This is a genomic window from Enterococcus aquimarinus, from assembly GCF_001885765.1.
Classification (GTDB): domain Bacteria; phylum Bacillota; class Bacilli; order Lactobacillales; family Enterococcaceae; genus Enterococcus_I; species Enterococcus_I aquimarinus.
Window position 1 is genome coordinate 301237 of sequence record NZ_JXKD01000001.1, and the last position, 12260, is coordinate 313496.

Genomic DNA, 12260 nt, shown 5'->3' on the forward strand with positions numbered 1-12260 from the left:
CAGAACGAATGTTCGCATTTAAGAAAAAAGAGCAAGGGAGATGCATTATGACACAAATTGTCTTAATCGGATTTATGGGTGCAGGCAAAACAGCGATTGGCAAGTCCTTAGCGCAAAAACTACAAATCCCTTTTCTTGATACCGATCAATTGATTGAAAAAAAAGTCAATTTAAGCATCCCGAAAATTTTTGAAGAAAAAGGCGAATCCTTTTTCCGTCAACAAGAAAAGGAAGTATTAAATACAATCAAAGACCAATCGGCCGTGATTTCAACCGGTGGAGGGATTATTCTCAGTCAAGAATCGCAAGCGTTGTTAGCAACGTTTGCGAATGTTGTTTTTTTAGAGGTTGATATTGATACGCTCGTTGAGAGAATCAAAAGCGATGCGAACAATATCCGCCCGCTATTTTTAACGCATACGCCCGAAGCCTTTAAACAAATCTACACCGATCGCTTGCCGCTATATCAAAAAGCCAGCACATTGATTGTGACGAATCGTGGGAAAAGTATCGAAGAGCTCACAAATGAAATTATCTTAAAAGTAGGTGTTTAAGTGAAAGTTGGTTATTTAGGTCCTAAAAACTCGTTTACCCATCAAGCAGCTAAAAGTTGTTTTCCAGAAAATCAATTAACGTCGTATCAAACAATTGCTGCGTGTATCCATAGCGTCTATCAAGAGGAAATCACTTATGGGGTCATTCCGATTGAAAACTCGCTAGAAGGATCGGTCAATGACAGTATTGATCGTTTATTTCATTTAGGGGATTTAGTTGTCTTAGGTGAAATCGTCTTGCCGATTAAGCAACAGTTACTCGTTGCGAACCAAACGACCCGAATTGAGAAGATTTTATCGCATCCACAAGCACTGGCACAATCGCAGCAGTTTTTATACGAGCACTATCCAACTGTGCCAATCGAAGCCGTTTCTTCCACGACGTATGCTGCTGAATTTATAGCACAGCATCCAGATTTAGGCCTAGCTGCGATTGCTTCTAAAAAAGCAGCGACTGAATATGGATTGAACATTTTGTCTGCGGATATTCAAGATAATTTATTTAATCAAACACGTTTTTGGATTATTAGCCGGAAAAATCAATTGTTACCATTGGCATTAGGGCATTTGAAGAAAGCTACATTGTTCATTACGTTAGCCAATAACCAAGCCGGCTCTTTACATAAAATTCTTGAATGTTTTGCAAAACGAGCCATCGACTTATCAAAAATTGAGTCTCGCCCCCTTAAAACAAGTTTAGGGGAATATTTTTTTGTATTAGACCTATTGTATGACGATAATGAGGCCTTAATTTTAGAAGCAATCGAAGCGGTCGAAACGATCGGCGGTAGTGTGAATTATTTAGGCCTTTATCCTTTAAAAACCGTTCTTGAAGAAGAGTTATAATGGTCACCTTAATCTGATCGTTATTTTTTTAACAAATCATTAATATTTTTAACTGAAACATTCCTTTTCCGATAATAGTGCTGTATGCTAGGAACAACGAAAACTTTTAGAAGTGCGAGGAATGCCTAATGAGCAGAATGGAACGTTATAAATATATTCATGAAGAGAGTAATCAAACGAAAAAAAGTCCTTTTGCGCGAAGAACAATTCATAAAACAGAAGAAACAGCCGATGACCACTTTACAGAAGAGGTCTTGGTAGCGGAAAATCCTGTATCTGTTGACCCCATGATGTCCCATGAATACGAAGAACCCTCTTCCATGAAGTGGGGCGATGGCGCTGAAGAAGCAGCATTCAAAAATGTCAAAAAACCTAAGAAAATGAAACGAAAAAAGAGAAAGAAAAACCGCTTTTTACGCCTCCTTTTTTTGCTCTTATTCTTAGTTTTAGGATTTTCAGTTGTCAGTTTTATTTTGGGTCAGACTGCCGCTAAGGCTGCTGGTACAACGACATCAAGCGAAAATTTCAATGGTTTTGTCGCGGAAAATGGAACAAAGAATATTCTATTAATCGGAAATGATAGTCGTGAAGGAGAAACGTCTCGTTCAGATACCATCATGGTCTTGCAAGTCGATGGCTCTTCGAAAAAACCAAAACTAATTTCTTTCATGCGCGATACGTATGTTACCATTCCAGGATACGGCGACAATAAGATTAATGCAGCTTATGCTTTTGGAGGTGCCGATTTATTACGCCAAACATTAGCTGAAAATTTCGGCCTTGAAACGAAATATTATGCAGTCGTCGATTTCCAATCGTTTGCCAAAGTCATCGATGCTCTTTTCCCAGGTGGCGTAGAAATTGATGCTGAAAAAGATATGAGTACTTATTTAGATGTACCGATTAGCCAAGGAAGACAAAAGATGGATGGCCATACGTTGTTACAGTATGCTCGTTTTCGGATGGATGAAGAAGGTGATTTTGGACGTGTTAGACGCCAACAACAAGTCATGACGGCGATTTTTTCGCAACTAAAAAATCCAATGAACTGGTTTCGTTTACCCTATGCGACAGGAAAAACACTTGGATTTACCACAACGAATCTCCCGGCTACTTTCCTTTTGAAAAACAGTTTTACGATTCTAAAAGGTGCCTCAGATGTGGAGCGTTTGACTGTTCCGGTCGATCAATCTTGGGAATACGGGGAAACGTATGAAGCTGGAAGCGTGTTATTCGTTGATTCTGAGATGAATCGGCAAGCTATCATGAAATTCTTAGGCAATTAATGATAAAAAGGTTACTAAAATGAGACAACTTATGCTATATTGTAAAGGACGTTTGAATTTTTCTGAAACGAGGATTGAAAATGAAATTAGCAGTAGTTACTGATAGTACGGCCTTCTTATCAGAAGATGCTTTAAAGAATCCCAATTTATTTGTAATTCCCATCCCCGTTATTTTAGATGGGAAACTTTATAATGAGGGCATTGATATTGAAGCCGATCAATACTATGATTTATTAAAAAATAGTCAAGAATTTCCTACCACTTCACAGCCAGCATTAGGGGAAGCCCTAATGTTATACGAAGAAATTGGTAAAAAAGGATACGATACCATCATCAGTATTCATTTATCGAGTGGTATTTCTGGTTTTGTTGCGAATTTAAATAGCATCAAAGATAGTGTATCAGGTGTCAACATTATTCCTTATGACTCAAAGATTACCAGTATGCCGATGGGGAATATGGTCGAAACAATTTTAAAAATGAATGCAAAAGGATGTACACTGGAAGAAATGCTCGATCAACTCGATCAAATCCGTGAGAATACGAATGCATACATGATCGTTGAAGATCTTAATAATCTCGTTAGGGGTGGCCGATTAACAAATGGGGCGGCACTTGTGGCGGGTTTACTAAAAATTAAACCAGTCCTCACTTTTGACGATGGGAAAATTATGCTATTCGAAAAAATCCGTTCGAGTAAAAAAGCTTTTGCCCGCGCAGAAGACGTGATTGGGCAACGAATGAGAGAAATTAATCAACCCGTGAAACTTTATGTGATTCATGCAAACAGCTTGGCAGTGGCCCAAGAAGAAAAACAAAAGTTACAAGAAAAATATCCTAATGCAACTGTAGAAATTGGTCATTTCGGTCCAGTTATCGGGACTCATTTAGGTGAGAAAGCAATCGGATTAGCGATTTCGCTTGAATATTAAGCACTGTAAAAAGAAGGGCTTCGGTTCTTCTTTTTATATTTCCCGAAAATGATTTTTTCGTTAGAAAGATGAAGTGAATCTGAGAATATCTCCGTTTTCTTTAAAAGATTATCTGAAAAAATCGATGTTGACAAGCTCTTTGGAAGGTCTTGTTTTCTGAAAAGAATCATTAAAATCTAATAAACTTTACAAAACATATTAAAATAGTCTATAATTCTATTATTATTGACTTTTAAAAAGGCGGAAAGTCTTTTTTTTTATTGCGAATTTCAAGGAGGTAACAGTATGATTGAGTTTAAAAATGTAGAAAAGTACTATGGCGATTTTCATGCATTAAAGAATATTAATTTGACAATCACGAAAGGTGAAGTGGTTGTCGTCATCGGTCCTTCTGGATCTGGTAAGAGTACGATGCTACGGTGTATTAATGCACTAGAAGAAATTTCAACGGGCCATTTACTCATTAATAACATTGATTTAGCAAGCAAAGATACGAATTTAAATCACGTTCGTAAAAACTTAGGAATGGTTTTCCAACACTTTAATTTATATCCACATCGGACAGTTTTGGATAATATTACACTTGCTCCAATGAAGGTATTGAAAAAGAGTAAAGCCGAAGCGGAAGCAAAAGCGGAAGAATTACTTGAAAAAGTGGGGATGTTAGATAAAAAAGATGCCTATCCTTCTCAATTATCTGGCGGTCAACAACAACGGATTGCGATTGCACGTAGCTTAGCAATGGAACCAGACGTGATGCTTTTTGACGAACCAACTTCCGCGCTTGATCCAGAAATGGTCGGCGAAGTACTTGAGGTCATGAAGAATTTAGCGAAAGAAGAAGGCATGACAATGGTTGTTGTGACACATGAGATGGGCTTTGCACGGGAAGTAGCCAATCGTGTTATATTCATGGCTGAAGGTGAAATTTTAGAAGATGCTGAAACAGAAATGTTCTATGAAAACCCTCAAGAAATACGTGCGCAACAGTTCTTAAGTAAGATTATTACACAATAAGAGGAAGAGGGGGAATTTCATTTGAGAAAAAATAAAAAGATATCTTTACTATTCCTATTTTCGATCCTTTTGATGACCTTATTCGGTTGTGGCCAAAGTAGTTTAGCAAAAGTTGATATTTTAACGAGAATCGAAGAAACACCTAAAATTTTCTGGGGCGTCAAAAATGATACTCGTTTATTCGGCTTAACGAACATCGAAACACGGAAAGTTGAAGGTTTTGATATCGATATTGCTTTAGCTATTACAGAAGAAATTTTAGGTCCAGAAGGAGAAGCGGTGTTTGTGGAAGTGACGTCCAAGACTCGTATTCCTTTAATTAAAAACGGAAACATTGATGCGATTATTGCGACGATGACGATTAGTGAAGAACGTCTAAAGCAAGTCGATTTCTCGGATGTGTATTTTGACGCCGGACAATCGTTATTAGTTAAAAAAGGGAGTCCTATTAAAGGTGTTGAGGATTTAGATGAAACAACAACCGTTCTAGCGGTAAAAGGATCAACTTCGGCGATTAACATTCGAAAATTTGCACCAGAAGCTAAAATTCTTGAACTGGAAAACTATGCAGAAGCCTTCACCGCGCTGCAATCAGGGCAAGGCGACGCTATGACTACTGATAGTGCAATTTTACTTGGAATGGTAGAAGAAAATCCAAATTATCAATTAGCAGGTGAGATTTTTACGGATGAGCCATACGGAATTGCTATTAATAAAGGGCAGGAACCTTTTTTGGCCGCTGTAAATGAGGCTCTTGCAACAATGAAAGAAAATGGAACGTATCAAGCTATTTATGATAAATGGTTTCCAAATGTCAATGAATAAGGAGGGCAGATAAGTATGTGGCAATTATTAACAGATAATATTGATTTAATTTTAATTGGCTTGAGAACCACCTTATTAGTCAGTCTCATTGCTTTAATTGGGAGTCTATTCATAGGAACGCTCATGGCTATTTTTCAAGTATCACCGATCAAAATCACTAACAGACTTGCGACAATCTATGTTGAATTTTTTAGAAACGTACCTTTACTAATTATTGTCATGTTTTTCTTTGTCGTAGCACCCATTTATGGTTTTAAATTTGATGGGTTTAGCGCGGGGGCATTAGGATTGACGTTATATACGTCTGCTTTCGTGGCAGATACCGTTCGTGCTGGAATTAAGGGAATTCCTAAAGGCCAAATGGAAGCAGGGCGCTCGACAGGATTAGGCTATCTACAAACAATGTGGTATATCGTGTTACCACAAGCATTTAAAATTGTCTTGCCACCTTTAGGGAATCAATTTATCAACTTAGTGAAGAACTCATCTGTTTTAGCAATCGTGACGGGTGTTGACTTGATGTATCAAGGTGATTTAATTGCAAGTACCACCTTTCAAACGATTGAAACCTATACGTTAATCGGTTTAATTTACCTGTGTATTACCTTACCGATTTCGTACTTAATGAAATATATTGAAACTAAATTAGCACTTAGCAATTAAGGAGGAGTAAGATGGACTTTTTATCAGCATTTTCGTGGATTAATATCCGCTTTTTATTAGACGGCTTACTCGTTACTTTGCAAGTTGCCGTTGTTTCAATTATCCTAAGTTTCATCATTGGAGGAATACTGGGTGTTATTCGATTTATGAAAGTACCGTACCTCTCGCTCATCGTTGGAGCGGTGGTTGATATTGTTCGTAATTTACCGTTATTACTCATTATCTTCTTTACCTATTTCGCCTTACCGCAAATTGGGATTCAACTCTCAATTTTTTGGTCCGCTGTAGCAGCCATGACGATTTTCGAATCCGCCATGTTGGCCGAAATTATTCGTGCAGGTCTCTTAGCGGTTCCACAAGGGCAAATGGAAGCTGGTCGTTCGACGGGTATGACGTATTTTTCAACGCTGTATTACATCGTTTTCCCGCAAAGTATTAAATTGATGTTGCCACCAATTGTCAGCCAATTTATCTCTTTGATTCGTGATACGTCACTGGCTGTTATTATTTCATTGCCAGAGTTAACGCATCATGCGAAAATTATCTACGCACAAGATCCTTCAGCTGTCTTACCAATGTTTGTCGCAATGACATTTTTATACTTTATTATTTGCTACTCATTGTCTGTTTTTGCCAAACGCCTGGAACAGAAATGGGCTGTTTAAAAAAAGAAGAAGAAGCGGTTTTGACAGGCTACTGTTAAAGGCGCTTCTTTCTTTACATTTCGAATAGAAGGAAGGAATTAATCATGACAATCGTCTATTTTTTACGCCATTCAATCCGAGACACAACAGTCAAACATGAAATGGCCCCGTTATCAAAGAAAGGGAAGGTACTTGCTGAAAATTTAGTCCCATACTTTTTGAATCAAGAAATCCAGCAGATTTTTGCAAGTCCGTTTCAAAGAACAATTGACACAGTGAAACCGACCGCTAACGCCTTAAAGCAATCGATTAACTTGCGAGATGGGCTAACTGAGCGCCGAGTAGGACACTGGGTAGCAGATTTTGATGCCTATGCTAAGCAACAATGGGAGGATTTTGACTATAAGCTTGCTGAGGGTGAGTCGTTAAATGATGTGAAGAGCCGAATTGTGCCAACCTTCAACGAGATCCTATCCAGTACGGCGGGAGATTGCATTATTTGCGGTCATGGAACAGCTTTTTCTGTCTTATTTTATGAACTCACAAAAGGCGAGTTTGGTTATGACCAATTTCAAACATTAACCATGCCAGATGTGTTTATTGGCAAGTTTGATCACCAACACCAACTGATTCAGTTTGAGAATCAGAAGTTACACTTACTGTTTTGAGTGTGAATAGTATCTGCTTTTACTTTTGTTGATAGAGGAAGAAGAGTAGAGAAGAGGCGTTTACTTCAAAATCTCAATACGACGACAATTCTTAAATAACAATCAATTTACTTTTTCTCAGAAAGGATACTTAACATGAAAAAAATTACTTTTCAAAATATTTTTACACGAGGACATGTAATTGTCGAAAATGCGTGTTATCGACAAATTCATTATCCCGAAATGCTGATGCGCTATGATAGTAACTTTATCGAATTCAAAAGAATGCCGACAGTTGAAACGTTTAAAGAAGTAGAAGGCTACTTACGTGAATATCATCTGAATCATGGTCAAAATCATTTAAAATTTTATTTTCCAGAAAATCAACAACCGACGGAGGAAATCCAGAATTATTTAAGAGAAAATGGCTATTCACAAGGATTTTTAGAACTCTATGGTATCAAGCCGCAGTCATTTCCTGTGATAGAGATGAATCCAGCTATTTCGATTCAAACCGTTACGAAAGATACATTAGCCATTCTTCAACAGTTAAAATATCAAAATGATTTAGTATTTGGGCGTGAATTTGCGGATCAAAAAGCTAATTTAATCAAAAAAATAGTTGATGAACCCAATGTGCAGCAATTATTGGCCTTTTATGAAGGACAAGCGGTTGGTTACGTTGATCTTATTCTGTCAAAAGATACGGTTGAGATTGACGAATTATCAGTTAGTGAATCCTACCAAAAAAAGGGGATAGGGAGTCATCTGCAACGTTTTGCAATGGATCACTACCCAGATAGAATGATTATTTTAGTTGCAGACGGTGAAGATACACCGCGTGAGATGTATCAAAAACAACAGTATCACTGTTTCGGCTTTCAATATGAAGTGCTTAAAGAGTGTTAATGATCTTATAAAGTATTTCAATCTATTTGACTGTATCGGATATACTCAGTATACTTAAGGTATAAAGGAGTGATTGAGAATGCTTACAACACGATCTAGAAAAAATGGCAATTCAATTGTCGTAACATTACCCATTTTTAACGGTGTCAAACAAGAACCAGACAAAGAGTACATCGTTGTTTATGGTGAAGATGATACGATAACGTTAATTCCTAAATTAGAGGATCCTTTTGCGCACGTTGAAAACGGAGCCTATTATCAAGAAGATGTTTGGGAAGAAATGCCGGCCGTCGGTAACGAGGTTCTTTAAGCTATGATAAATAAACACTATATCCCTGAAAAAGGCGACATTGTGTGGATTGATTTTGATCCATCTGCCGGCAAAGAAATTCAAAAACGACGTCCTGGTGTTGTTGTTTCGCGCTATGACTTTAATCGTGCAACTTTTTTTGCTGTCATTTGTCCAATCACATCAACCGTGAATAAAAATCGGATTCAATTCACATTACCTAAAGAAAATAAAATTAATGGTCAAGTTGTGATTGCGCAATTAAAATCATTAGATTTCAAAACAAGAAATATTGAATTTGTTGAAAAATTATCTGAAGTCGAAATTAAAAAGATTGATCAGATCATCGAATACATTTTTTAACGGATCAATCCCGAATGAAACCCAATCATCCAAGTCACAATTCATTTTGTGACTTTTTCTTGTTTTTGATAGCAAATAGTCGAATAAAGGAAAAAAGGAGAAAAATGATCTGATTTTAGTTACAGAAGGGACCTTAATCGAGGATATCGTGGATTCTCGTTCATCTTAAAATCTCAAACATAACTTCTTATAATGTATATTATGTAAACTAAAATAACAAAAAAGAAAAATAGTTTACATCACTCAAGCAAAGGACGCTTTTCAGGTCTTTTGTGCTCTCTTGGGTCTGGCTTTTAGAATAATGACCGATAAACGTAGTTAAACATTTTAGTGTCAACATGTGTCCCATTCCACTCATCTCAATTTGTCGATCTGGTAAGGAGTCAGCTTCCACTGGCGGTAAATCATTGAGTTTTTCTGGTAAAGGCTTAAGACTTCCTGACTTATCTCCTGTTATTTGAAGTGCTAGGATTTCTGTTGTCGAGATGTCAACAAGGGAAACTTCCTCTCCCACTTTATACTTACTCATGTCCACTACAATTTCTGCCCGTTCCCCCGGTGAGAGAAGGAACTCTTTTCTTTCTACAGGTGTTTCTAGGAAACCGCCATCTGTAGCGATCTGGTAAAAGAAAGATTCATCAGAAAGACGCAATTGATAGTTTCGAGCATTGGAACCATTGACGACACGCAAGCGAACCCATTCCTGTCCTACTTCGATATAGGGACGAATCGTCCTATTTACCAATGGGGTGTCTCCCGTGGTCCCATCAAAATTATAGACCGTATCATAATTAAACTGGTTATCCTCATCAAAAAATCGTTCTTGTAGAATGAGGGGAAAGTCATTGACTCCATACTCTTTCGGGAGATCCAAAGAGCCCGAATGCTCATCTTCCACAAAAATCAATCCAGAGAGACCATTATAGACCTGTTCAGCAGATTTTTGGTGTGCATGCGAATGGAACCAAAGGGTCGCCGCTTCCTGATCCACTGTAAAATCTACCTCTGCGCTACCTTCTGCTTCAATCGCATGGTGAGGGCCTCCATCTACATCAGAAGGGATCTTCAGTCCATGCCAGTGAAAAGTGGTCTCCTCTTCCAATTTATTTTGAAGATTGATATGAATTTGCTGACCTCTTCGCACTTGTAAAACAGGCCCCAAATAAGAACCATTATATTCGTACGTCTCTGTGAGTGGTCCTTCACGGAAGGAAGTCTGACCTTCATCGGCTACTACGGTATAGGAAACTTCCGTATCGGTCTCATAATCGCTCTTAAGGAGAGTGGGTAAGTGTAATTTGCTAGACGGCTGCTCGGGTGCCTTTAATTCTACTGTGTTTGTTTCCCTATTCATGCCGTTTCTGCTTTCCATCATGTCCCCCATAGGTGTGTCATGAGGAGAAAAGGACGGACGGAAATTTATCTGGAAGAAAGTGAAAAAAATAAAACTTAGTAAAAGTAGAGCAACGGCAAAGGAAAACAATAACGGGATCCAGCGTTTCTTTTTCATATAAATTCTCCTTCTCTTCATGAGAATTCTATCAGAAGGTTAAGCCATTTGTCTTTATGCTTCTATCAACTTAAAATTAGCTACTAACAACTGCTTACTGATAAGCATAAAGTACTTATGCTTATCAGTAAGCAGTGTCAATCATTTGTACTTAAAACATTTCTAATTCATTTAAAAAAATTACTTCCGTCAGGATATAACATCTATCTCTGTATCTTCAGGATTTTCAGAGATAATTTCAATTAACAGTCGATGTGGAATATTCAAACTCGTCTCACCGGGACTTTGTATCCAACCCGTTTTAACGGAAATTTGTTGCGGGCTATTGTCTTCTTTGTTCCGAATTCTTTCTCCATCGATTTCGATGATGTTATATTGACCAGGAGCAGGGTAATAAGTTATCAGTTTATGTTCTTCGCCGTCGATCGATATAACGGCGTATATCTTATTGCCTTCATTTTGAGAATTCTGAACAGCAAAGATAGCCATTGGACTAAAAGAAAGGGCCACCAACAGAAAAATAATGATAACGTCAAAAGGTTTCATCATTTTTACCAATTTTTTGATTACAATCCCTCCTTGCCTTTTATATTTTCTGCGAATTTTAATCACTGAAGATATTTTTTTCTTATTAAATATTCTGCTTCTGTTATATTGCCTCTAGCGAACTCTTTTTGAAGGATTTCTAACGGTGTTTCGCGATAATCTGAATAAGTAAAGCTAGACAACCATCGACCAATCAAATAGACAGCCACAATAACCAGCCCTATCCAAAATAGCCCTTCTAATAGAAATGAACTAATCCCAAGTTGATTCAACAAATTAAAACAATGACTCAACCGTTATTTCCTCCTGACTAATTAAATACTTATATTTGAACTTTTTACTTTTTAGACAGTTTTAAGTTTTCTGAGTAAAAGGGTTTTGATGGGTAATCTCTCCTACGATAAACCAAAAGAAGGATTGCGCTAATAAACAGCACGAGTGATAGCATTTGTGAAACTCGCATAATATCCCCAATCCATAAACTATCGGTGCGCATACCTTCTATAAAAAAACGTCCGAATGAATACCAAATGACATAGCTGAGGGCAACTTCTCCTCGACGTAATAGGCCTTTCTGATTCCTTAGGATAATAAGAAGGATAAAACCTAATAAACTCCATAACGATTCATACAAAAATGACGGGTGGTAATAGGTACCATTTATGTTCATCTGTTCAATAATAAACTCTGGTAAATAAAGAGTTTCTAAAAATTGGCGACTCACTGCTCCACCGTGGGCCTCTTGATTGATAAAATTTCCCCAGCGACCAATCGATTGAGCTAGGAGGACACTAGGTGCCAGTATATCTAGTAAAAGAGTTAGCGTCATTTTCTTTCTTCTTGCAAACCAGTATACTGCGAGACCACCCGCAATTAGCCCCCATAAATGGCAATTCCACCATTCCAGATTGCGATGATTTCACTCGGATTCTGTATATAGTAGTCCCATTTGAATAAAACGTAATAAAGTCGGGCACCGATAAAGCCAATTGGTATGGCCCATAATGTCATATCTACCATGGTATCTTCTTCAAGTCCCAGTTTTTGAGCTTCCTTTGTAGCTAATGAAATGCCGATCAGCATCGCTAGAGCAATAATAATTCCGTACCAATAAATTTTTATCGGGCCAATTGAAATAGCAACTGGATCGATTACATTAAGTAGAACATTCATTCTTCAATCCCCTTCATAGCTTACATTAGTTAATTGTTTTAAATCACATAATTTAA

The 12260-nt window shown here is 37.5% G+C and carries 15 protein-coding genes and 1 pseudogene; 12 read left to right on the forward strand and 4 right to left on the reverse strand.

Annotation, left to right across the window (positions count from 1 at the left end; genetic code table 11):
* Positions 1–47: 47 nt before the first annotated feature.
* The 12 genes from RU93_RS01445 (at position 48) to RU93_RS01500 (ending at position 8975) form a co-directional block, all read left to right on the forward strand.
* Complete coding sequence (locus RU93_RS01445) at positions 48–554, forward strand: shikimate kinase (RefSeq protein WP_071873834.1); 507 nt, start codon at positions 48–50, stop codon at positions 552–554.
* Positions 555–1400, forward strand: a complete 846-nt coding sequence (gene pheA, locus RU93_RS01450) for a prephenate dehydratase (protein ID WP_071873835.1) — start codon at positions 555–557, stop codon at positions 1398–1400.
* A gap of 128 nt (positions 1401–1528) precedes the next feature.
* On the forward strand, positions 1529–2686 hold the full coding sequence (locus tag RU93_RS01455) for an LCP family protein (RefSeq protein WP_071873836.1): 1158 nt from the start codon (positions 1529–1531) through the stop codon (positions 2684–2686).
* A gap of 80 nt (positions 2687–2766) precedes the next feature.
* Entirely contained in the window at positions 2767–3618 is an 852-nt protein-coding gene (locus RU93_RS01460) for a DegV family protein (protein ID WP_071873837.1), read from the forward strand.
* Between the two features lie 285 nt (positions 3619–3903).
* Positions 3904–4635, forward strand: coding sequence for an amino acid ABC transporter ATP-binding protein (locus tag RU93_RS01465; RefSeq protein ID WP_071873838.1), 732 nt, complete (start codon positions 3904–3906; stop codon positions 4633–4635).
* Between the two features lie 21 nt (positions 4636–4656).
* The gene (locus RU93_RS01470) at positions 4657–5460 is read left to right on the forward strand and encodes a transporter substrate-binding domain-containing protein (RefSeq protein ID WP_211272533.1); all 804 of its coding nucleotides are present in this window, start codon (positions 4657–4659) and stop codon (positions 5458–5460) included.
* 15 nt (positions 5461–5475) lie between these two features.
* Positions 5476–6123, forward strand: coding sequence for an amino acid ABC transporter permease (locus tag RU93_RS01475; protein ID WP_071873839.1), 648 nt, complete (start codon positions 5476–5478; stop codon positions 6121–6123).
* Between the two features lie 11 nt (positions 6124–6134).
* A complete protein-coding gene (locus RU93_RS01480; RefSeq protein WP_071873840.1) occupies positions 6135–6788 on the forward strand; it encodes an amino acid ABC transporter permease in 654 nt (217 codons plus the stop codon).
* An 83-nt stretch (positions 6789–6871) separates the two neighbouring features.
* A complete protein-coding gene (locus RU93_RS01485) occupies positions 6872–7435 on the forward strand; it encodes a histidine phosphatase family protein (RefSeq protein WP_071873841.1) in 564 nt (187 codons plus the stop codon).
* 135 nt (positions 7436–7570) lie between these two features.
* Positions 7571–8323: a GNAT family N-acetyltransferase gene (locus tag RU93_RS01490; RefSeq protein ID WP_071873842.1), complete on the forward strand. Its 753-nt coding sequence runs from the start codon at positions 7571–7573 to the stop codon at positions 8321–8323.
* A 79-nt stretch (positions 8324–8402) separates the two neighbouring features.
* Positions 8403–8633, forward strand: a complete 231-nt coding sequence (gene mazE / locus RU93_RS01495; RefSeq protein WP_071873843.1) for a type II toxin-antitoxin system PemI/MazE family antitoxin — start codon at positions 8403–8405, stop codon at positions 8631–8633.
* Positions 8634–8636: 3 nt separating this feature from the next.
* Positions 8637–8975 carry a type II toxin-antitoxin system PemK/MazF family toxin gene (locus tag RU93_RS01500; RefSeq protein ID WP_071873844.1) on the forward strand — a complete coding sequence of 113 codons (339 nt, stop codon included), beginning with the start codon at positions 8637–8639 and terminating at the stop codon, positions 8973–8975.
* Between the two features lie 208 nt (positions 8976–9183).
* On the opposite strand, the gene RU93_RS01505 is transcribed toward RU93_RS01500, so the two are convergent.
* The 4 genes and pseudogenes from RU93_RS01505 to lgt form a co-directional block, all read right to left on the reverse strand.
* Positions 9184–10485 carry a multicopper oxidase family protein gene (locus tag RU93_RS01505; protein ID WP_071873845.1) on the reverse strand — a complete coding sequence of 434 codons (1302 nt, stop codon included), beginning with the start codon at positions 10483–10485 and terminating at the stop codon, positions 9184–9186.
* Between the two features lie 189 nt (positions 10486–10674).
* The gene (locus tag RU93_RS01510) at positions 10675–11097 is read right to left on the reverse strand and encodes a NusG domain II-containing protein (RefSeq protein WP_342741495.1); all 423 of its coding nucleotides are present in this window, start codon (positions 11095–11097) and stop codon (positions 10675–10677) included.
* The gene (locus RU93_RS01515; RefSeq protein WP_071873846.1) at positions 11094–11324 is read right to left on the reverse strand and encodes an SHOCT domain-containing protein; all 231 of its coding nucleotides are present in this window, start codon (positions 11322–11324) and stop codon (positions 11094–11096) included. The genes RU93_RS01510 and RU93_RS01515 overlap by 4 nt, the downstream gene beginning before the upstream one ends.
* A 44-nt stretch (positions 11325–11368) precedes the next feature.
* Positions 11369–12204 (reverse strand): annotated as a pseudogene (lgt, locus tag RU93_RS01520) (prolipoprotein diacylglyceryl transferase).
* Between the last annotated feature and the right edge of the window lie 56 nt (positions 12205–12260).

Bases quoted from the DNA above. Each gene is read 5' to 3' on its own strand.
- mazE (WP_071873843.1), top strand. From the start codon at position 8,403: ATGCTTACAACACGATCTAGAAAAAATGGCAATTCAATTGTCGTAACA.
- RU93_RS01475 (WP_071873839.1), top strand. From the start codon at position 5,476: ATGTGGCAATTATTAACAGATAATATTGATTTAATTTTAATTGGCTTG.
- RU93_RS01490 (WP_071873842.1), top strand. From the start codon at position 7,571: ATGAAAAAAATTACTTTTCAAAATATTTTTACACGAGGACATGTAATT.
- RU93_RS01460 (WP_071873837.1), top strand. From the start codon at position 2,767: ATGAAATTAGCAGTAGTTACTGATAGTACGGCCTTCTTATCAGAAGAT.
- RU93_RS01485 (WP_071873841.1), top strand. From the start codon at position 6,872: ATGACAATCGTCTATTTTTTACGCCATTCAATCCGAGACACAACAGTC.
- RU93_RS01455 (WP_071873836.1), top strand. From the start codon at position 1,529: ATGAGCAGAATGGAACGTTATAAATATATTCATGAAGAGAGTAATCAA.
- RU93_RS01465 (WP_071873838.1), top strand. From the start codon at position 3,904: ATGATTGAGTTTAAAAATGTAGAAAAGTACTATGGCGATTTTCATGCA.
- RU93_RS01480 (WP_071873840.1), top strand. From the start codon at position 6,135: ATGGACTTTTTATCAGCATTTTCGTGGATTAATATCCGCTTTTTATTA.
- RU93_RS01505 (WP_071873845.1), bottom strand. From the start codon at position 10,485: ATGAAAAAGAAACGCTGGATCCCGTTATTGTTTTCCTTTGCCGTTGCT.
- RU93_RS01445 (WP_071873834.1), top strand. From the start codon at position 48: ATGACACAAATTGTCTTAATCGGATTTATGGGTGCAGGCAAAACAGCG.
- RU93_RS01500 (WP_071873844.1), top strand. From the start codon at position 8,637: ATGATAAATAAACACTATATCCCTGAAAAAGGCGACATTGTGTGGATT.